The sequence below is a fragment of the Pseudomonas arsenicoxydans genome (genome assembly GCF_006438915.1).
GTDB lineage: Bacteria > Pseudomonadota > Gammaproteobacteria > Pseudomonadales > Pseudomonadaceae > Aquipseudomonas > Aquipseudomonas arsenicoxydans_A.
Genome location: NZ_RCZE01000024.1, coordinates 1 through 19639, shown reverse-complemented (window position 1 = coordinate 19639; position 19639 = coordinate 1). Strand labels below are relative to the sequence as shown.

Genomic DNA, 19639 nt, shown 5'->3' with positions numbered 1-19639 from the left:
AATTTACTCCTTAGTAATCAGATAGCTTGGAGTTATCAATAACAATCTCAGTGCTGAGTTGTTCCTTGGTTGACTCCAATGTTGCTTGACGCGCTAGATTCTGCCGCGCAAAAAAGTGCGCGGGCAGTTGGTTCGAGTATTGGAGCTGAGCGTTGGCAATAGCGTTAGCTTGTTGATCCGACTCAATAGTCAGTTCGTTTTGCTCTGCCATCAGTTGCAATGTCGCCAAATGATCTTCAGGGCCTAACGATCTACGTTTATCGGCTACTTCTCCTGCACGCTCTACGTTTGTAAGGAGTTCGTCATTCATCGATTCAGAAAACAGGCTCTGCCCCACTGCCATTTGATCCATCGTATTAGCTTGCGCGGCTGCCGTTTCCTGAAGTTCTGCGGACTTGCCATCAAAAGGAATTGCCCTGATTGCGGTTTCCAGGTCGCGGGCATCTGCTACCCGGTTATACATCCTGGAAAGGTCTTTACCTTTGGCAATCCATTCCTTGGACTGGAAATTTGGCGTGTTACCAGGGTACATATCAACGACGTTTGAAAACTTACTCATGATCGCCATGTAGTCGCGTTTACTTATCAAACGCTGCAACCCCTGCATTTGTGAAAGCATGTGGTAGTAACTGGTCATGGTTTGTTCATACGTTGCAATAAGCTGGGCCAGCTGACTCTGCTCAAGGATTGTTTGCTGCATCTGCTCTGTGTACTGCAACAGCTGGTTGGAGTAATCAGCTACCGCCTGGGCAATAGACGCGATATCGACCACGGGAAACCCGCTCGCGGGTGCATATGCTGGCCCCATTGCAGTAACTGCAATGACAATGGCAGCGCACAATTTTTTTAAACGAAACTTCATAGTTGGCTTCATTTTCCTAGTTTCCTTTCTTTGGGAATATGCGCTTAACCATTTCAGAGGTTGCTTCATCAATATCTGAATAACGATCAAGCATTTCACGAACAATGATGGCCTCACTTGGGCGACTGGTAGCCAACACGTATTCTTCCGGCGCGGTAAACACGTTTACCACTTTGGAGATTCCTGCCTCGCGTTGAATTATGTAGAACTGCTGACGGGGCTTCAGGCGTGCGATAGCGGCACACTCCCCGTCTGTAAGGTCCGGGAAAACCCGCTGATAGGATTCTTTGTTCATAGCTTGGTCTGCCATGAACAACCATGTTGAAGCGGATGAACGCAAAGTGTTCCAACCTGGAATGTTGCCAAAGTGGTCAACATCCTGGGTCCAGAATTCCATGCCGCCGTTGTGCTTGAACCATGTCCGTGCTTTTGCAACGGCGAGTTCGACAGCGCCAGGGATACTGAAGAAGTATTGAGCCTCGTCAATCGACATCATTTTAGGAACGCTGCGATAAGCGCGGTCCTCAAATAGTCGCGATACACGAAAGAAAATCTCGTTCGTGACCAACTGGGCAAGCGCGGGCTTGTCCTTTACTCCGGCCAAGTTGTAAACGGCGATACGCTTGGTCAGGTTGCCGATACCGTCTTCAACGTTGTCGAAAAGGTTTTCATACATGCCGCTGGTTTTTCTAACCCAACGCTGAAGCTTCAGCTTTAGGGATTCGCCTACCATGTCGTACAAAGTGGACATGGTTTTCAGGTTCACCGGCATATCGTCCGACTGGACCGACACAATCGCAGCGTCAAGTTCAATCTGTTCGTGCGGCAACAACATCTGAAGTTCTTTACTGTCGTTCAGGCTGAGCATGATGCGAATTTGCGAAAGCGCGTGGTGTACGAAATCACTGTCGTTTTGCCCACGCGAGCTGCAAAACAGGCTGAAACCACGATCTGTTGCAGGATCCTCGATTCGGAAAATCCCACCTTCATCACCAAAAAATTTGGCAACGCCTTCTGTACCTGGATCAACATCAACAGAGTGGTACAGGGACGCCAGCGCAGCGGTCACGCTATGAGGATCCGCCGCCGTTGTAGAACCGAATTTCAGGAAGTGGCCTGCAATGATGTTCTTTGTAAACGACTTGCCCGAACGGCTCGGGCCAACGGCCAGAGTCAGCGCCTTATCACCGATATATGGGCTGTAGTAAAACGGTGTTCCGTCCTCGTTCTCCAAGATGTATACGGCTTCTTCCTGATGGTCGCCCCAAGTCGGAATACCGTTGTGGGCTCTGAAACCCAGCGAGCAAGCACCTACCTGGGAGGATGTGAACTCGACGCTACGGAAACAGCGCTTCGGATAAGCCGGGAGCAACATAGGAAACAGGTCGGCCATTCCAACCGACTCCCACACCACATTGAAATCACTTTGAGTCAGGGCCGTGTGCATCTGGCGGCAAGCCGCTTTGAGCTTCGTTGCATCCTTCTCGAAAACGATGACATGCGAATGGTAGTAGTAGGACCGATCCGGGGAGTTGGCCGCGTCCTCAAGCTCCATCAGCTTTTTCTTCAGAATCGGGCTGTCATTGATCTTCTTTTCAATCTCGCCGGTCACGTCCTCACCCTTCAGCAATTGGGTGATTTTGATCTGGCTGCGTGATAGCTCATCGGACTTGCCCTTGAGCATCATGCCTTTGTCCAGCGACGACATAGGCCGAGCGCGAGCGACTACTAGGTAGTTGCCCTTCTGCATGATTGGGCTTGTTTCACCAGCACCCCACATGCCGTAAGGGGTCTGTCTGGCACCGTAGCCAATCACGGACGCGATACGTGCATAGACGGGCTCAGGCCCCTCTATTTTCAGCATGTCCACGCCGTCAATATTGACCGCGCTAATGTCGCCGTCTGCTAGTAGACGGTCCCAATCATCAGATGGGATTGCTTCGGTCTGTGCGGTGTCCAGGTACTCCGGTCGAAGGTTGACCGCTGCTCTGCACAGCGCCCAAAGCTGTTCAGGAGATTGGACCTTGTTTGTAGGGGAAATGACCTGCAACCGAACGTTCAAATCGTCCAGCGCGCTTTCCAATAGATCGACCTGACGACGCAGCTCGCTCCGCTCTACTAGCCAAGATCCCCAGTGACTGATGCGCGCTTTGAGTGCTGCGCGTGCAGATGGCTCGAAAGGCGCAGAAAAAATCATCTTGAGCGCCGAGGCAGACATGAGCTTATTCAGATTCGCCTCTGTAGGAACATCCAGCATCCAAAACAGGCGACTGGTGCAAAGGGTTCTGCTTTCGTTCAAAAACTGCTCGCGGCGCTCAGAAAGCATGCGGCTACGCGGGTTGGACCTTTCCTTGAGCGCGACCTTGGCCCCCTCGTAGTGCCAGTAATACTGGGTCAACGACGTGGCCGGGTGTTGCGATTGAACAAGGTTGCGCATCACCGTGGTTGCGCTGGCAAGGTCCGCTGCGCTGTAGCCCTGTGGATCGACACCAGAGAGCTCTAACGCACCTATCAGCGTGCCTACGTGGGACAGGATGAAGTTATCCCACAGACCAGCTGGATAAAGCGCCTTGTTGATAGGACTGCCCTGGTTCGCCATGTTTAGATGCCTTTCCACCAAGTGATAAGAAGCGCGATGTTCAGAATCAGGATTGCGCCGATGCACACGCGGAAAAACCAACCCACGGCTTTAGAAGCTTCCTTCGGAACCATCATCCAAAGGCCCACAGCGGCTACGCTTGAAATGAATACGACGAAGGTAACGGCAGGGCCCCCGCCGAAATCGACTACCTGTTGCAGTAGGTCACCGACCAACTGAAACGGGCCGTCGCTATCAGCGCCAATATCAACGTTGTTATCCGCTGCTTTTGCAGTGGCCGCGCCGAACAGCGCCAGGAGTGACAAGTAACGGTTTTTCATCGGGTGGATCCTGTTGAGGTGGGTTGTGCGATGTATTCGCCCCCAGGGCCGGGAACGAGAACGAGCATGGGACGCTTATGGCTTCTGAGCGTGGTAAGGCGGGAATCCGCCCATAGGCTTCTGATCCAAAGGACGTAAGCGTCCGGGTCTACCTTGTGAGCGAGGTAGGCCGGAATGAAGATCACAAGGGCTAGAACGATGCTGACCGGGATCCCGATGAGCTTTGGAAGGTATGACCAGCAAACGAAGGAGCTGAAGGCAACCACAACCACAATCGCAACGAAAACGCGCGTGGGGATGCCGAACTTCATAGAGCGGGATGTAAATACCGCTTTATTTTCTAGGTCCGGGTTTCTATGCTCGCCCATTTATTTACAACTCCCTATAAAGAAATGCACAACGTTATGCGCATATATATACACATATCGAATGCAGAGGCAATGCCTTTGCCTGCCGGGGCGACCAAATGACCAAAGCCATTAAGACCGTCCCGACCAACATCACGCTTCCAGGCAAGGTGCTGGAAAGCATTGAAATTAGATTTGTGGAGCCCCTAAAGGCCGAAGAATTTTTCGGCAGACCATCGCGGTCGATGGTCATAAGGGCTTTGCTTGAAATCGCACTTGAGAACGGCGCTTTGTTTCGTCCCGAAAATGCCCGTGATTACGAGAGTTTCAAGGTAGAAATGCGCCGGATCCTGAAGGATCGCACGGAGGTTTAACTTGATGCCGCTATGGGCATCTATCGAAAAGAATGCGCGAAATTACCCGCTTAAACGGTTCAGGCCAACACTTTTTGCGTCAAAAAGGCGACCTTTTCACAGAGCTCTTAACTTCTAACCACGAACCTCCGTGTTCACAAACGCGAATGTACACATCCGCAACTCTACTGAGCCGCATGTGTGACTCTCATGTAACAAGTCCGTTCCGTTGTGGATCCAAAATTTTACAGCTTTTCGCTGCATGGAGTTCAAAACGCCAGTATTGCGCAATAAAACCCCAAAATTAACGCAAGTAGTGGCATTTGGCCGCTACTTCAATAAGCCGAAAACCCCCACCCTGCCCGCCGACATAGAAGCACCCAGTCAGCAAAAGGAATGGATTCCTGGCCCACGGTCCAACGGTTGACCGCTTTGCGCGATACCCCCAGGAACGCGCCTACTTCACGCGGCGATAGCCCCATGGAATCGATCAGACTGCGTAGCTCGTCACTGGATGGCGGCTGCCAACTCGGCGCGTCGTTCATACACTCGGCGCGCACGCCGTTCGGTTTACTCTCACTCATACGCTCTCCAGGCATGCACACATTGATTGCTGAGCCTGTCAGCGCAATGACCCAGCGCTAAGCGCTGGGCCTCTCATACCGCTACGTCTTGGACTCTACGGGACGATACCCAGTCGCCTCCAGCTTCTGAAGTGTTTCTTCAGCAATGCCCTTCCAGACTCCTGCAGGAAGTAACCCGTTAGATACCTGCTCGTCTGGTGTTGCAATTACCTGCTCGCTGTAGCTCTCCAGCGCGGCCATGACAAACGCCTGGGACAACGCGCCAAAGCGCGAATATTCCATAATATCGGTGACTACGCTTAGGTTCGTTTGTGGCTTGCGGATCGCGTGGGCTGTTGTTGCGGTCATGACGGAATTCTCCGGGTAGCGCCTGGGCATTCGCCCAGGCTGGATGAATGACCCTGACTAATGCCAGGGTGCGGTTATTAGTCCAGGGCTGCGCGAATCAAAGACCATTCCGCATGGCTTCGTGCGTAGTCAATAAGGCTTTCATAACGCAAGCCCAGCATGTCTACCTCGTACCGGCCCCACGTGATCATGAGCCCCGCCAGGGTGGTCATGATCCCTACTGCTTCGGCGCTAAGCTCACCCTCAAAGTAGTTGGTACGGGAAACGCTGTAGGTTTCGGCTCCGTTAGGTGCCATGTAAAACCCGCCATTGGACAGCTCGTAGTAGTCCCATACGCCGCCTGTGTAGGCTTCGCACGACTCGCGCATGGTGGCTTGGGTGTACTGCTCCACCTCGACCGAGAAGCGGCCAAAGTAACGAAACACGCAGCACATGCGCCGATGCTCGGGCACAAGACTGGCGGTGACAACGGGGGTGGTTTTCTTTGTTGCGGTCATGTCGGAATTCTCCGGCTGGAGCTGAGCAATTCGCCCGGCTTACGCAATCATTATAGGATCATTGATCCTAGCTGTACAGCTGTTTTGCTATCAATTTGCCGATCGAGCGCCGGCGCCGATCGGCCTTTCTGCTATCAATCCGAAGATCGAGGATCCGCGCCCAGGGCGAAAACTGCTATCACTTCTCGACCTAGTGCAGCAGCTGGCCACCGAAAAATGATAGCAAGTGCCTACCGCGCCGTTGGCTTGCTGGCTGGCCCCGGCCTGGGCGACCAGTCACCCTCCCCCGTCCCAGCTTGAGGTCATGCCTCGTCGACCAACTGCACCAATAGCTTGCTCAACGCAACCGCCCGCATGGCATAGGCTGAATAGGCCTCTTGGTGGCGTTCTATTAGTTGGTTAAGCACAAGCTCGGACACTGTCGGCGGATCGTTCAGGGTCGCCAACCCAAGCCGTTCCTCGGCCGCTTCATACGCCAACCGTGCGGAGTGCACCGCATCGAGCTGAGCTTTGAACCTCGTACTGTCGATCATAGGCATGCCGGGGTTCCTTTCTGTTCGGGGGAAATGTCGGTATCAGCGGGCTATCCTTCGGCACCCAGCTCGGCTGCGATCTCATCGCTGCGCCGGATGAAATCGGCTTCGCTGATCAGCTCGGCCTGTCGCAGAGCTGAGAGCATCCCGAGGGCCATGCCGTAAAACACTTGGCGGTCGGGCGCGGCGCTGAGCATCATCTTCTGGCGCAGCTTGAGGATGGAGTCTTCCAGGCGCAGCCAGAACACTTCGGCATCAACCTCGGGTCGGGGCTTGTTCATGATCGGGACTCCTTTCAGGGGGAAAGGTTTTTCCAGTTTAGGGCAAGGCAGCGCCCTTGGTGTTCCTTTGATCTGGCCGGGGCCAATGGCCCGCCTGACTGGCGGGCCGGGCTACTTAAAGCCCTGCGATAGCCTCGTTCAAAACCTCCTTCAAGTTGCTTCCGTGCTTCTTCTGGAGCGCTGCAACTAAGGCCGTCGAGTAGACCTGTTTAATCACCCAATGCTCACCTTCTTTGTCGTCATGCAGCTGGTAAAGGGTTTTGGTTTTGGCTGCACGCTGCAATTTTTTGAGGCTTTCAAGCTCGTCAGCAATCGTCGGTAGAACCCACTCGATGTACCCATAATCGGTGTCTGGCTCAACAAAGTCTTCACCCACGAAAGTCAACCCCAAAGGGTAGTCAACGCCCTTCAGGGCTGCGACCAACTTTGCCTGATCGGTAGCGCTGATATCGACGCTGAGACAACCGCCGTTTCCATCATCAAACACACTGCCAATCCTGACCCGATTTAGATGCACGTCACAGGACCAAATCCAGCCATCCAAGCCTTGCATATGCTTCATTTTTTTGATGACGATGCCAGCAGCCTGAGTTTTTTTGCAATTGTCGATGAGCTTCATACTTAATTCCCTAACGAGAGGTAGAGGCCCGGCGAACCGGGCGAAAGGTGTTAAGCGAAGCTCAACGCAAACTGAGACTTGAGGTACTTAGCCAAATCCTCGGCCTGCTCGCGGGTGTCGCAATCCTCAACCCACATATGCAGCCCTTCGGCGTCTTGTGCGTACACACCGAAAAACTCGGCTTCGGAATCATCAGCTTCTGTGACGCTGCCCGGTTGTTCGATGCAGCCGCGAATCCATAGATTGCCCGTCCATGTTTCGGGAAGTGGAAAGAGGGATTCGGCAGGGAGGGTTTTGTCTGTTGCGGTCATGTCGGAATTCTCCGGCTAGAACCGAGCAATTCGCCCGGTTTACGCAATCATTATAGGATCTTTGATCCTATTTGTACAGATAATTGCTATCAAACTGCCGATCGAATGACGGCAAAAGTGGGGTTTTTTGCTATCAATACTCGACCTGGTGCCGCAGCTGGCCATCGAAAAATGATAGCAAGTGCCTACCGGGCCGCTGGCTTGCTGGCTGGCCCCGGCTTGGGCGACCAGTCACCCTCCCCCCTCCCCAGGCTCCAGGCCGTTGAACGAAGCGCGGTCAAGTTGAATGGCGGGGGCCCCGCCGCAGGCGCATTCTGCTTGACGGTGCGCAGTGCCCCAAGCCTCCGCTCGGGTGTGTGGGGTTGCTTCACCACCCCGCGCACCTGAGCCCTCGGCGGCAAGAGCGGGATCACAAGGGCAGCGCCCTTGGTGTTGCTTGGGTCTGCCGTCCAGGGGGCTCCCCCTGGCTGCCAGCGGCGTCACTCAACCCGGCGATGCTTACCCGCTTCTACGTCATACACAAAGATCGGATGCAGCTCGCCGTTGCGCACTTCGACAATATCCGTGACTTTCCGACCGTAACGCGGATCCCGCGAGCAATGAATCATCAGATCGAGAACGCCCAGGATCATCCTGCCGGCAAGGTCGTAACTGATAAGGCCCGCCGACGACATGAGGTACTGCAATCGAGGTACGGTGTCGTCAGGCCCGTTCGTGTGCAGCGAAGCAGCAGACCCTCTATGCCCGGTGTAGATGAACTGAAAAAATGCGTCACACGCAGCAGCATCACGAATTTCACCTACCCAGCCGCGGTCTGGTCGATACCGTAGGAATTTGCGGATACATGACGCCAAGTTGATAACCCGCACGCCCGGTTTTGGCTCCCTGTAAGGAGCCTCAAACGCCACGACATTTGGCAGCATTTCGCGCATACCCAGCTCAAGGGTATCTTCTGCCGTACACAACCGTTCACACTTGTCGATGAACCCGCCACAAGCCCGCAACATCGCAGTTTTCCCACTACCGGTATTGCCGGTGACAAGCATTGTCGCGGCACCACGAACACGCCCTGCGATGTAGTCGGCCATTTCACTTGTCAGCGCACCCAACCCGACCAGCTCGGCCATGGTGAAGGCTTTCGCTGGCTTGCAGCGAAGGCTAAATGTTGCCCCGGCAGGTGTCATTAAAGACAGGGTGCAGCTTATCCGCGCTCCGTTTGGAAAACGGGCATCAAGCTCAGGGTTGTCAGGGCCGACCGGCTGTTTCAGAACAATCCCCAGCTGACGAATGAATTCGACAAGCTTTTGCTCTGAGGCAAAACCGCTATCCACTCGCTCAAGTACGTTGTTTATTTCAACGTACATTTCGTCATATCGGTTAACGCAAATCTCAGTGACCAATGGGTTATTGAAATGAGGCAGAACCGGTTTAAGGAAATGCTCAAGCAATTCCCAGCTTCCAGCTTCTTTGACGGGCACAAGCCCGAAAACGGTATCTTCATAGCTCATAGCGTGTACATGACCTCGACTTGAAATTGCATCAGTTTGCTTTCATGCACAGGGCTAGCTGTAAAGCTCCGGTCTTTGTCCTGGATCAATCGTGTTGTTTCTGGGAGTAGCCGATAGATCGGCCAAATTGGCTGGTCGTATTTCTCCTGATACAGACTGCATAATCCCGCATTCGGAAAGAGATACAGCACCTTGTCGTAATGACCGCCGCGAATGTTTTTCAGATGCGAGAGAAAAATATTGTAAACCCGGGGGCTCGATTTATGGTTCAACTCGACCTCAAGGGCGACGGTTGTGCCGTTCTTCATCGTCAAGATTGCGTCGGGCAATCGCACGGTACGAAGGTGCTTCAAGGTCTTCTCAGGCCGCAGCGTTTCGATATCCGGCATGCGAGTAATGATTGCCGCTTGAACCGAAAAACTGTGAATCATTGACACCCACGAAGGCAGCCTGCGCCGCCGCTTCAGATTGAGCTCAGGCGCAAGCATGAGCGCGTATTCAAATCCGGCTTCACCGAGGCTGTAGATTTTCCTGTCGATCCCAGGCGCACGTTCCACCAACAGAAAACCGGATTCTTCCAGCCGCTTGAAAAAGGCGCGCTGGCCATCCGCATCAACGCCGAGCATTGCTGCAATGGTTGACCTGTCGGAGTAGTCAAACCATGCAAGCCATTTAACTACCGACTCGAGCTTTTCCCGGCTCCGGCTTATCGCTGCTGAGCGGCCCCAGCCGCTCACAGCATTAGTGGTTTTCCCTTCGTCCAAAATCATTCTCCACCGATTACATTGCACAAGGCTCCGGCCGCTAGGCGCGGAGACTTTGTTTTTTTGGTTCGCCCCTGGGCAGACCAGCCACGCACGTCGAAGGGCGGGCGGAGGCTGGTCAAACCAGCGGAGCGAAACAAGCCGTTGCTGGATCATGCCAGCGAGCCCACCGAAGGTAGGGCAACGCGAAGGCATGAGACTGCATCGGCTTCCGAGCGCAGAACGAGCCCTTTCCTGAAAGCATGCAAGGCCAGCCCACCGAAGGTAGGGCGAGGCCAAAGCATGCGCTCAGGAAAGAGGCGAACTAACACCGCGAGGCCTTTAGCCCCGCCTGAGGGGCTAGGCGTTGCAAACGCCGCCAACGGCCAAAAGCCGCTGGCCGCTTGAGGCAAACGACCAAAAGTCGTTGCTTGCCCTGGGCAGCGCGAAAGCGTCTGTCTGCTTCTGCTGACCGAAGGGAAGCAGGCTTGAGGCAAACGACCAAAAGTCGTTGCTTGCTGTGGGCAGCGCGGGAGCGCTCGCCTGCTTCTGTCGACCGAAGGGAGGCAAGGCTTGAGGCAAACGACCAAAAGTCGTTGCTTGCTGTGGGCAGCGCGGGAGCGCTCGCCTGCTTCTGTCGACCGAAGGGAGGCGCCAGGCCCGGCACGGGGTTGGCTGCTTTTCAATAGCACAGCGATGAGCGAAGCGAAGAGAGGTGCGTTAAACAGCGAGAAGGACAGACGCCACCCGAGCCCACGAGGGTGGTGAGGGGAAATGGCCCCCAGGCCAATTTTCCCGGTCTGCCCTGACGCAGCCCGTTCAGGGCGGAGGCAGGGTGCGAAGCATCCGTTAGCGAAAGCGGCGCGGGCGTCCGGTGAAACCGGACCAACCGCCTTGCGCCATGAAGCAGCTGAGGAAGGGACGAAGGACCGCACCGAAGCGTCGCGCAATGGCAGGAAGGCGGTTGGTCCGGTTTCACCGGACGCCCGCGCGGGTGAATTTCGTAGACAAGCCCGTCCAGGGCGCAGGATGCGAAAGAGGGTGGAAGCTCGCGCAGCGAGTTGGAACCCTAAAAGATCGACGGGGCGCTCCCCCGGAGGTCTATGGGTGTCCGCCAGGACGCCCATGTCATCCATCGGATGGCGGCTTTTAAGGCTTGTGATTTGTAGAAAAAACATGTTTTTTCTATGCCCCGTTCTATTGGCTTTTCTATTGCTTAGACTATTGCTAATGCAATAGAAAGGCAATAGGATAATGCGCAGTGATATGCGCATTACGTCATTACTGGTTTTGGGGAGAAATCCACGAAATCTGTAATAACGTAACTTTCCGATTCGGAAAGTCGGTAGAATCTTTCCGGCTCGGAAAGTTGGATCCAAGGCAGGCCGGAAACTTTCCGATTCGGAAAGTCGGTGGATTTCTTTCCGAATCGGAAAGAACGTGCGAAGGGATAAGAACTTTCCGATTCGGAAAGTTTTGAAAGCAAGCAATGGTGCTCGGGTTATAGGAAGTCGCTAGAGGATAGCAAATGGAAATTCTGCGCTTTATTTTGCTCAACACGAACCCAGGCTTAACAACCGTGTTTTGCGTTTTGATCGGCGTACTTCTTTTGCTCGCCGTCACGGGTGCAGTGAAGGAATCGGATGACGCAACGGTTATGGATCTTGCGTTTCTCTACGTGCGCCGCTGCACAATGATATTGCTATGCGCCTGCGGGCCTTTACTGGTTGTCGGTCTGTATATCTATGCGTATGCCGTCTACGGCTACGATGGCGACAGAGCTACCCAGTTTATGCAGCTCTGGTATGGCGAGTTTAGAAAATCCATTGAAGACCTGTGGTGGTGCTTTCTGGTGGTGCTTTCTGCACCGATGTTTTTACGCATGATTATGCTGCGTTGGGTACGCCCTAAAATTAATAGCTGGCTGCGTAAATTCCGGGTCCAGGCTAGCGGTGATGCACTGAGCGATATCCGCATTGATATGGATAGCCTCAAGGCGAAAGACTTCAATCCGCAAGATCACTACCTTGAAGGCCAAATGTTTTTGGGCTTGGATGCCAAGGGCGAAGCTATCTATATGGCTGACGACCTTTTCAAAAAGAATCACGCCAAGGTGATTGGCCCGTCACAAACGGGTAAAGGTGTGATGCTCGGCGTGCTACTGGATCAAGCTATTTGGAAAGGTTGGGGGGCTTGGTTTGTTGACCAAAAACCGGATGATTTTATCTACGACATTATGCGTGAAAGCTGTGAACGTCATGGTCGCCCTGCCCCGCTTATTCTTGACTTGAATGGCGTTGGTCCAGGCTCTTACGGCCCCTTCATTGGCGGCACCCGCCGCGAAAGAAGGGAGCGCGTTGTAAAGACTTTCGGCATGGCTGATAACGGCACAAACGCGGATTTCTTCAAACGTGAAGAACGTAAAGTGCTGGACTATCTCATGCCTCTATGGGACGGCACACTGGGCCAGCTTGCGAAGTTAGTGAAGGGTAATCACCCTGAAATTAACGAACAAATGCAGCTTTGGGTTAAAACAAAAAACGGGAGCATCGAATCGAACGTAAGTGAGTTCATGCAGCTTGATACTATTCGCGCAACTGTAGAAGAAAGCTTCAACGTTGCCGAAGCTCTTAACTCTGGCGCTGTCGTGTATGTAAGGTCAAACATCAACGACACGATTGTTAGAAAGGCGTGTATTGCTTTGCTCGATGAAGTTGTGCAAGTCGCCCTTAAAAAGCGTCTTGAACATCCCACCTATATATCGCTAGACGAAGTTCGCTTTATCGTTTCTCAGAACTTGGCAGACGCTCTGGCGACTGTGCTTTCAAAAAATGTGTTTATGTCGATTGCATATCAAGCACTAACCGACCTGCTGAACCTTCCAGACAAAACGCTTAACGCTGATTCGATCAAGGGCGGTATTGATATCAATACACAAATCACCCTGACCTATCGCGCCAATGATTATGAAACGGCGGAATGGCTGGCAAACATGACGGGCAAGGCTCAAAAAACCGTCACGAAGATGGAAAAAGTTGAGGTCAATAAAGGCGGCGCCGAGGTGTGGGGTGATGAGCGTTCAGTGGGTCAGGTAGAAGAAACAACCGTGACCACCAATCAGCTTCTCGCACTCCCTGCAAGGGTGAGCGCGCTTATTCGACCGAATCATCTAGCCGTGATTATCTATACCTGCTGGATCAACGTTAAGGAGTTTAAGGGCCTTCCACCGCGCAACGCTGCTAAGCCCCCTACCCCGCAAGCGATCATCGCTCCAGCCGCAGTTGCGGCGCTCACACCGACTAGCGAAGTTGTTGAGGATGATCCTTTCGCGTCGTCTGTAGCGGCTACTGATGATCCATTTGCAAGCCTTGAACATCACACAGAGGATGACCCATTCGCTGCGCTCGCAAGCGCTGAAGATGATCCTTTTTCCAGCATTGACACCAACGACATTACCGGGCCTTCTGATGACCCGTTTGCTCAAACAACCGCAGATGAAGACGAACGATTTACACCAGAACCAGTGCCGCAAAAGCCAGCCGGGAAAGCTAAGCTGACCGCTGACCAATTGGCAGCAATTGAGGCGGCAGGACTTGCTATCACAAGCCCACGACCGCCTAAACCAAAACCCGCCGCTCCGGTGGATCTGTCCTCCCTGGACGATATCGAAGGAATCTAATAATGGTTAATGAAGCGCCGTTCCCAAAAGTTATTGGCGTCAGCACTCCTAAAGGTGGTGTAGGCAAATCAACGACCATCACTGGCTTAGGCCTGTGGCTGAGTCTCCAGGGCAAGAAGGTTTTATTTATCGACCTGGACAACATCGCAAGTCTGACTAACAACCTGCAAGGGGCAGAAGTACGTTACGAGCATTTGAGTAACGTTACCCACTTGTTCAAAGACCCTGAAGATGAACAAGCAGCACCGATCACGGTTAGCGTTATCTCGGACAATATTCATTTGATCCAAGGCGATTCGAGCGTTAGCGAGATTAACCGCTCTAACGATTTGACGATTGTGACCGCGTTGAAAGACAACCTTCATATGAAGGTGCCGAACATTGAAAGCTACGACTACATCTTGATTGATACGCCTGCCGGTAATGGCAACACGCTGCTGGCAACTTTGATTTGTGCCGATTTGATCTACTCGCCTATCGACTTGGACCATAACGCAATCGGTTCATTGAAAGAGCTGACGAAGGTTTTGAAACCTGTCAAACGCGGTCTGAATAAAAACCTCCAATGGGGTGGCTTCGTTATCAATCGCGTGAAAACGCTTGTTAGCGTCTTGGGTAAGAAGGTTCCGCACTCACTTGGTGACAGAGCGATCTACGAAAGCCTGGTAAGCGCTTATGGCGACGTTGCCCTACTTGGCGTTATTGGCCTACGCGATCCAATCAAAGCCTCAATCAGTAGCGGCAAGTGGATCAGCGGTAAGGATGACTCTGCACAAGATGCATCCTATGAATTTGAAAACTTTTGCAAGAAACTGATGGAGAAAATCTAATGGCTGGCACTATCGAAGAACTTCTGCGTAGCGGTGACAATGATCCAATCACCGGCGAAGCAATTACACTGATTCACCGTTCGAAAGTGATTCCAACGGAAGGGCAGGACCGCGACGATTGGGACAATCCTGAAACCATTGCGAACATTCAATCCATTCGCAAATCCGCCCAAATCAAAATTGATGACGGTCGATATTTTGGCATCCGTTATCCGCTGTTTGTTGGCACGCCGGATGAACACGGTAACTTCCATATTATCGACGGTGAATGCCGGTGGCGTGCGGTTGAGAACCTTCCTGAAGAACTCCAGATGCTGCCATGCATCGTCCGTACCGGTAGCAAGAAAGAGCAACGCCTAGACCACACGGCTTCTAACGGCGCACGTAAAGGTCTGACCCTGTTTCAGACCGCTATGTCTATTCAACGAGACGAAAAGGAATTCGGGCTTACCACTGACGAAATTATCGCTGTTCACGGTCTGCCAAACCAAACAGCACTGAGCAAGTACAAGGCAATTCACAAGCTCAGTGACCGTGCAAAAGAGTTGGTGCGCTCGGGCACGTTCCAGGACGTTAACTTGGTCTATGAGCTGAAAAAGCTTGATGACGACCAGTTGACCAAGCTCGAAAAACGCATTGGCAAGGGTGAATCAATTCAGCAAGCAATCAAAGCTCTGACGCCGAAGGAACCAAAACCGCCGAAAGAGGGTGCCAAGACCCCTGAAGCGGCTAATGAAAATGGCGGCGGCGATCCAGATGCAAAAAACCAAACCGGCGATAATGCGAATGATTCAAACAATGCAGGACTTTCCGAATCGGAAAGTTTTGTATCGTTGACCGTTGGACTCGATGCAGCTAAAGCACTGGCCGCACTGCTCGACGTATCGCCAGACCTGGACCCTAAAGCCATGCAAGCTGCCCTTATTGCAGCTATCAAGGCTCTGGCACCAGATTCAACGGAAGGCGCTGAGTAATGGCCCTGGTGCGTCTGGCTAACCTCAATGACTATGAGTCGGTAGATGTGCTGGGACGCACCATGTTCAAAATAACGTGGTGCCCCACGCTTTGCCCTGGTAGCCCCACTGAAGACCCCCGCGAAGGACTTGAGCTATTCAATGAATGGCAATGCGCGGTCGCGGCGGGTTTAGATAACCTGCCGGGACCAGCCGAAAAGCTGGCCGTAATTGTCCATTGGTGCTTAACGACAGGATCACCCGATAGGGTGAATCTGGCAAAAGAGTTGGTTAAGGCCAACCGGGACAAGGGTTATGAAGTAGGGCTTGAATTCAACAATAACGATTATGCAGAGCCGGGGCTTGGTTACCGGTACGAATTAGCATTTCTCAAAACACAGATTCGGCTATTAGCCGCTGCCCAGGTAATGCAGCTACAGAATCTCATACAGGTAGTTGAATATGACTGACAAGGATGAACCACGGTTTGATGTGCGAATAAAGGTACATGACCTGTACTTAATTATTCTATGGGATACCAACTATTTCCCAGGGCATGAAGAGAGCAAAAGAATTTGCGGCGTGCGCATTGCCGATAGCTTGTTTTCAATCGAGGCCTTTGCCAGCAATTCAAAACCTGAATATGCCATTGCCCAGGCATTGGCAGAAAAAGTAAGACCGGTACTCAGTGAAAACCTCAAAGCGGTTGAGGGTGACATGAAACAAAGCCTCGCCGTGCTTACTGAAGAACTCACTGATCCGCTTATCAAGGCAATGGATATTGTCACGCCTGCGCAAACGGAATACCCCCTGACCATTAAGGAAGGGAAGGGTACGCCTCTGGTGAACGCTTTCGTCCGCCTCTTTGTTATTGCTGATTTGATTGTCGCCAGTTTGAAAGAGCTTCACTTCAAAGGCGCGATAAGCAAAAAAGATTGGAAGAAGCGCGAAGATCGTTACGTTAAACCTCTTCGCAAACTCATGCACGACATGAACCAGACCATCAAGCTTTATCACGAACAGCGTAAGTCGCTGACTTCTAAGTAACTCACGGTGGCTCCACGGAGCCACTTATTTATTTGCAGGCTATACCGGCATTAATTGCCGATTACGGTATTGGCTTGCCCAAATAAAGGCGAACGCAATGACCACATTGATAATTGTTGAGTCACCGTCGAAAGGCAAGATAATCGAAGAGTATCTTGGCAGCGGTTATCGGGTAGCTGCAAGCGTGGGCCATATTAGAGACTTGCCTGAGACTGGTATGGGTGTCCATGCCCCCGACTTCAAGCCCGAATATGTGTATACCGAGAAAGGTCGGGAAGTTGTAGCTCGATTGAAACGCTTACAACAAGAATGCGAAGACGGTGTAATTCTCGCAACAGACATGGATAGGGAAGGGGAGGCTATTGCCTGGCATCTAAAACAAGTCCTCGGGCTTAAAGACGAACGCCGTATTACTTATAACGAGATTACACCTACGGCATTGAAAAAAGCCCTGGCGAATCCTCGGGCAATTGATTTAAAGCAAGTCGCTGCCCAGGAAGCGCGGCGAATCACAGATAGGCTCATTGGCTACATGGTGAGCCCGGTTATCGCTGAAGCGATGGGCGATAAGAACGCCTCTACTGGTCGCGTTCAGAGCGTAGCCGTGAGACTTGTGGACGATAGGGAAAAAGAGATTGCGGGCCACTCTAGCCTCAATCACTACGGCGCAGAGCTGACCTTTGGCAATTGGAAAGCTGCTTGGGATGCTAAGCCGCTTCTCGACGGGCAAAAACATTGGACCGACAAAGATTTTGCTGAGCTAGTTGCCGCTGTTAGAAGCGTGAAGGTCTTGAGTTGCGACGATACCGAGTCCACCAGTTCGCCGCCTGCGCCTTTTACAACCACCACGCTGCAAGCTGCTGGCAGTAACGCTCTGGGCTTCGGCCCCAAGCAAACGATGGAAATTGCCCAAAAGCTCTACGAGCAGGGCGCAATTTCGTACATGCGAACCGACAGCACCGCGCTTTCAGATGATGCCCTGAATGAAATCTTTGCCTACGGCAAAGAGAATGGCTTACCCATTGTTGAACAGGCTCGGACCTGGAAACAAAAGGATGACTCCCAGGGCGCGCACGAAGCGATCAGACCTTCGCACATATCTGCCACGACAGCGGGTCAGAACGAGAACGAGCGCAAGCTATACAACTTGATCTGGATGAGAACGGTTGGTTGCCAGCTCCAGGATGCGCGCTTTGCTGTGCGAGTTGCCCGCCTTGAAGCAGTGAGCCCATTAGGTGACACCTCTGTCGTTTTTGAAGGTCGTGGTAAAAAGCTGATTTACAAAGGCTGGAAAGAGCTAACCCCCTTTGACAGTTCTGAAGATCCAGAGGACGAAGCGAGCCTTGAAGATCAAGATTCAGACAACCCAGTACCAACGCTGACAGTTGATGATTATTTAGATGCCGACAGCGGCAAGTTAGTTGAAACAAAAACGAAGGCACGCCCGCGCTATACCGAAGCCAGTTTGATTAAAGAAATGGAAAAACTGGGGATTGGGCGTCCAGCAACTTACGGCGCTGTTATTGAAACTATCATCGACAACAGAAGTTATGTTGAGCGCTTTGGTAAAAAGAAACAGCTAAAAATGGCTTTTCGTGGCATTCGTTTAATGAATGTTCTTCGCGACAACTTCCAGTTCCTGAATTACGACTTCACTAAGATCCTGGAAGAACAACTTGAAGGCATTGCCACCGGCAAGGCCAATTACAAGACGTTGTTGGGTGCGGTCCATAAACGCTTGCTTGGTGAACTGGACGCGTTCAAGACGAAGGTTCCGGTAGAGTTCCCATGCCCTAAATGTTCACGCGGGTTGATCCTAAATCCGGCGAAGAACAAAAAGTCTTCGCCCTGGTGGGGGTGCAGTGGCTACAACCCGGATGAAAGCGGCTGCGATTACATGGCTCAAGATGCAGACGGCAAGCCAGGGACACCCAGCGGCCCGGTACTGTCCGAGTTCGCCTGTACAGGCTGCGGCAAACCGCTGATTCATCGAGTTAAGGAAGGGCAGGGGGGATGGTCCTTTTTTGGCTGCTCCGGCCACAAGGACGGGTGCCAGCTGAGTTTCCCGGAAAAGGACGGGGCGCCCGATCTGACCGCACCCAGGAAGCCCAAGGCAAAAGCCGAGGCTGACAGCTAAACTGACTGCGTAAGTCGTTTACCCCTCATAGCAATGACACTTGCCCTCTCTCAAAGAGGGCTTTTTTTTGTTTGCGATTTATGCTTGTCGGCATTGGCACCTACCCCTTTATGCGATAGGATGATCCCGTCAACTTTAAGAGCGCATGGTTGACTGAAACGCTCTCCTACTAAACTTTACAAGGACACATACCATGAATGGTATCGAACTCGACTTCCAAACCGTTGGCCAAACCTTTGATGTTGCAATTGGTGTTCAGTGTGATCACGCTGAATGTAAATCACCATATGCAGTCGCGTACATGGACTACCTTAAAGCTCACGCTTTTGGCCCTGTTCATGTCCACTCGAAGTTTGTCAAAGCCAATCTGCTTAAAACCGAAAAAGTTCAAGCTTTTTCTACTAATCAATACCTCTACATCATTCGTACTATTGACGATGATTCTAAGGTCTTTCGATTTTATGCTCCTACCGGTCTGCTCTTCACCGATGCAGTTAAAATTACCCAGGCGCATTACGAAATGTCTACATTAGATATCCGTGTTTTCTAACACTTATATTTAATGCCTGACACGACGAGATAGCTTTTGCTATCTCGTTTTTTTTTGCCCGCGTAAAAGAAGTTTGGAACTAATGTTCTAAGCAGCACAAAGAGGCCTATTGCCTCTTTTTTTGTTTTTGCAAGTCACTCATCTATAGGCTAAGATTGACCTGTCAGCGATAGAGCACACGGCTGACTGAAATGCTCACCACTAAACGTTAACGGAGTTTCATCATGGAAATTCAAGTATCCCAATTCGACGCAGTTGGTACAACTCATCAAGCGTTTGAATATAACGAAGCATGGTCTGTGATGGATGAAGAAACTTACCGTCGTGAAATTTGCGAACGGTTAGATTTAGACTTCAGCACTTTGCAGATTGACTCAGACGGCATACCGTTCTAAGTCGTTAAGCATTAGGCTAATAAGCCTCGATAACGAAAGGAACCTAACGGTTCCTTTCTTTTTGTCTGCGATTTAAGTTTTACCCTGCCGCTGGCAGCCAGGGGGAGCCCCCTGGACGGCAGACCAAAGCAACACCAAGGGCG

The 19639-nt window shown here is 52.1% G+C and carries 21 protein-coding genes; 9 read left to right on the top strand and 12 right to left on the bottom strand.

The features are described from left to right. Window positions 1-10 precede the first annotated feature (10 nt). Genes EAH78_RS31145 through EAH78_RS31135 form a run of 3 tightly spaced genes read right to left on the bottom strand, consistent with a single transcriptional unit; the run spans window position 11 to window position 3781 of the window. Entirely contained in the window at window positions 11-874 is an 864-nt protein-coding gene (locus tag EAH78_RS31145; RefSeq protein WP_140672072.1) for a hypothetical protein, read from the bottom strand. Window positions 875-878: 4 nt separating this feature from the next. Further along, window positions 879-3461 carry a VirB4 family type IV secretion system protein gene (locus tag EAH78_RS31140; RefSeq protein WP_140672069.1) on the bottom strand — a complete coding sequence of 861 codons (2583 nt, stop codon included), beginning with the start codon at window positions 3459-3461 and terminating at the stop codon, window positions 879-881. A 2-nt stretch (window positions 3462-3463) separates the two neighbouring features. Beyond that, window positions 3464-3781 (bottom strand): hypothetical protein, encoded by a 318-nt coding sequence (locus tag EAH78_RS31135; protein ID WP_140672067.1) that lies wholly within the window; start codon window positions 3779-3781, stop codon window positions 3464-3466. Window positions 3782-4247: 466 nt separating this feature from the next. Here EAH78_RS31135 and EAH78_RS31130 point away from each other — a divergent pair, with 466 nt between their 5' ends. Then, a complete protein-coding gene (locus EAH78_RS31130; RefSeq protein WP_140672065.1) occupies window positions 4248-4502 on the top strand; it encodes a hypothetical protein in 255 nt (84 codons plus the stop codon). Window positions 4503-4816: 314 nt separating this feature from the next. Here EAH78_RS31130 and EAH78_RS31125 read toward each other — a convergent pair whose 3' ends face one another. From EAH78_RS31125 to EAH78_RS31085, 9 genes are all read right to left on the bottom strand, one after another. After that, the gene (locus EAH78_RS31125) at window positions 4817-5065 is read right to left on the bottom strand and encodes a helix-turn-helix transcriptional regulator (protein WP_140672062.1); all 249 of its coding nucleotides are present in this window, start codon (window positions 5063-5065) and stop codon (window positions 4817-4819) included. An 81-nt stretch (window positions 5066-5146) separates the two neighbouring features. After that, window positions 5147-5413: a hypothetical protein gene (locus tag EAH78_RS31120; RefSeq protein WP_140672060.1), complete on the bottom strand. Its 267-nt coding sequence runs from the start codon at window positions 5411-5413 to the stop codon at window positions 5147-5149. Window positions 5414-5490: 77 nt separating this feature from the next. Continuing rightward, entirely contained in the window at window positions 5491-5910 is a 420-nt protein-coding gene (locus tag EAH78_RS31115; protein ID WP_140672058.1) for an antirestriction protein, read from the bottom strand. A gap of 302 nt (window positions 5911-6212) precedes the next feature. Then, window positions 6213-6449 (bottom strand): hypothetical protein, encoded by a 237-nt coding sequence (locus EAH78_RS31110; RefSeq protein ID WP_140672056.1) that lies wholly within the window; start codon window positions 6447-6449, stop codon window positions 6213-6215. Window positions 6450-6493: 44 nt separating this feature from the next. Further along, window positions 6494-6724 (bottom strand): hypothetical protein, encoded by a 231-nt coding sequence (locus EAH78_RS31105; protein ID WP_140672054.1) that lies wholly within the window; start codon window positions 6722-6724, stop codon window positions 6494-6496. A gap of 115 nt (window positions 6725-6839) precedes the next feature. Continuing rightward, complete coding sequence (locus EAH78_RS31100) at window positions 6840-7343, bottom strand: hypothetical protein (protein ID WP_140672052.1); 504 nt, start codon at window positions 7341-7343, stop codon at window positions 6840-6842. A 50-nt stretch (window positions 7344-7393) separates the two neighbouring features. Further along, window positions 7394-7654, bottom strand: coding sequence for a hypothetical protein (locus EAH78_RS31095; RefSeq protein ID WP_140672050.1), 261 nt, complete (start codon window positions 7652-7654; stop codon window positions 7394-7396). A gap of 479 nt (window positions 7655-8133) precedes the next feature. After that, window positions 8134-9162 carry an ATPase, T2SS/T4P/T4SS family gene (locus EAH78_RS31090; protein WP_140672048.1) on the bottom strand — a complete coding sequence of 343 codons (1029 nt, stop codon included), beginning with the start codon at window positions 9160-9162 and terminating at the stop codon, window positions 8134-8136. Beyond that, complete coding sequence (locus EAH78_RS31085; RefSeq protein ID WP_140672046.1) at window positions 9159-9926, bottom strand: hypothetical protein; 768 nt, start codon at window positions 9924-9926, stop codon at window positions 9159-9161. The genes EAH78_RS31090 and EAH78_RS31085 overlap by 4 nt, the downstream gene beginning before the upstream one ends. Window positions 9927-11433: 1507 nt before the next feature. On the opposite strand from EAH78_RS31085, the gene EAH78_RS31080 reads away from it, so the two are divergent. The 8 genes from EAH78_RS31080 (at window position 11434) to EAH78_RS32225 (ending at window position 19496) form a co-directional block, all read left to right on the top strand. Further along, a complete protein-coding gene (locus EAH78_RS31080) occupies window positions 11434-13584 on the top strand; it encodes a TraM recognition domain-containing protein (protein WP_140672044.1) in 2151 nt (716 codons plus the stop codon). A 2-nt stretch (window positions 13585-13586) separates the two neighbouring features. Continuing rightward, a complete protein-coding gene (locus tag EAH78_RS31075) occupies window positions 13587-14414 on the top strand; it encodes a ParA family protein (protein WP_140672042.1) in 828 nt (275 codons plus the stop codon). Next, window positions 14414-15388, top strand: coding sequence for a ParB/RepB/Spo0J family partition protein (locus EAH78_RS31070; protein ID WP_140672040.1), 975 nt, complete (start codon window positions 14414-14416; stop codon window positions 15386-15388). The genes EAH78_RS31075 and EAH78_RS31070 overlap by 1 nt, the downstream gene beginning before the upstream one ends. Continuing rightward, the gene (locus EAH78_RS31065) at window positions 15388-15837 is read left to right on the top strand and encodes a hypothetical protein (protein ID WP_140672038.1); all 450 of its coding nucleotides are present in this window, start codon (window positions 15388-15390) and stop codon (window positions 15835-15837) included. Before EAH78_RS31070 ends, EAH78_RS31065 begins: the two co-directional genes overlap by 1 nt. Next, the gene (locus EAH78_RS31060) at window positions 15830-16414 is read left to right on the top strand and encodes an AcaB family transcriptional regulator (protein ID WP_140672035.1); all 585 of its coding nucleotides are present in this window, start codon (window positions 15830-15832) and stop codon (window positions 16412-16414) included. Before EAH78_RS31065 ends, EAH78_RS31060 begins: the two co-directional genes overlap by 8 nt. A 97-nt stretch (window positions 16415-16511) precedes the next feature. Then, the gene (topA, locus tag EAH78_RS31055; protein WP_140672033.1) at window positions 16512-18551 is read left to right on the top strand and encodes a type I DNA topoisomerase; all 2040 of its coding nucleotides are present in this window, start codon (window positions 16512-16514) and stop codon (window positions 18549-18551) included. 193 nt (window positions 18552-18744) lie between these two features. After that, window positions 18745-19101, top strand: a complete 357-nt coding sequence (locus EAH78_RS31050) for a hypothetical protein (protein ID WP_140672031.1) — start codon at window positions 18745-18747, stop codon at window positions 19099-19101. Window positions 19102-19325: 224 nt separating this feature from the next. Next, a complete protein-coding gene (locus EAH78_RS32225) occupies window positions 19326-19496 on the top strand; it encodes a hypothetical protein (RefSeq protein ID WP_161599715.1) in 171 nt (56 codons plus the stop codon). Window positions 19497-19639: the final 143 nt, after the last annotated feature.